The organism is Streptomyces iconiensis (assembly GCF_028657195.3).
In the GTDB taxonomy this organism is placed as follows: Bacteria; Actinomycetota; Actinomycetes; order Streptomycetales; family Streptomycetaceae; genus Streptomyces; species Streptomyces iconiensis.
In genome coordinates this window covers 1-953 of sequence record NZ_JANCPR020000121.1, presented here as the reverse complement: position 1 = coordinate 953, position 953 = coordinate 1, and the positions used below count along the sequence as shown (strand labels likewise).

Genomic DNA, 953 nt, shown 5'->3' with positions numbered 1-953 from the left:
TCCCACCCAACGGCCGCTTGTCCACAGCGCCGATCGGTTTGCCGTTCTCGTCCACGGGCCGGTCATCCTCGCTGAGCGCGGGACACATGAACGCCACCTGCGCCTCGTCCACCAGCAGGATCAGCGGCCGGAACGTCGTGCCGGCCGGGGCCATGATGCGGCGCTCCATCTCGGCAACACCCTCTTCGAGCATGTCCACGACCTGCGCGACGTGCTCATCGGTCGGCCCCTCGATCAGGACACTGGCAATGCCCTCGAACGGCTTCCAGTCCCCGACGCCCTTCAGGTCCCCGATGCGGAATTCCACGCTGCGATCCAGAGCCAGCCACAGCGCCAGCGCCCGCAGCGCGGCGGTCTTGCCCTGATTGGACAGGCCCGTGATGAGCATGTGCCGCTGGAAGAGACTGATCAAAGCGGCATCCCCGCGCAGGTCCTGGCCCCACGGGGCACGGCCGCCCTTGTAATCCCCGACCGCTTCCACGTCGGTGACCAGCGGTGAGGGGCCGATCGGCTCGTCCAGCGCGCCGGAGTCGGCCACCCACAGCCGCACGGTACGGGCGGCTTCGGGGATGGTGATGAACACCTCGTGTTCATGCCGGGCCAGGTTCTCCGCCAGCTTGCGGCGCCGCTGCTGGACCTCGTTGGTGGAGACCCCGGACGGCAGGGTGACATCCACCTCCACGCCGCAGCCCGCGATCCGGATCGGACCGAGCATGCCGGCGCCGGCGTCCTCCATCTCCTTGATGGCCCCGCGCAGCGGTGCGATACCCAGGTTGCGCAGGGCCTGGACCACGATAGACGGGGTGATCGGCTCCCCTTCGCTGCTGCGCTCGTTGGCCGGGAGTGCCCAGGCGGGTGCGGCGCTGCGGGCGCGGCCGATGTTCCACAGCGTCAGCAGCACCAGCCACGGCGCCACAACCTTGCCCGCACCCCACACCACCGAGGCGATGACC

General features: G+C 69.6%; 1 protein-coding gene. It reads right to left on the bottom strand.

Annotated features, from left to right (window positions below):
• Positions 1 to 953, bottom strand: a 953-nt coding sequence (locus NMN56_RS42940) for an FtsK/SpoIIIE domain-containing protein (RefSeq protein WP_283742582.1), incomplete at both ends; no start/stop codon positions are given.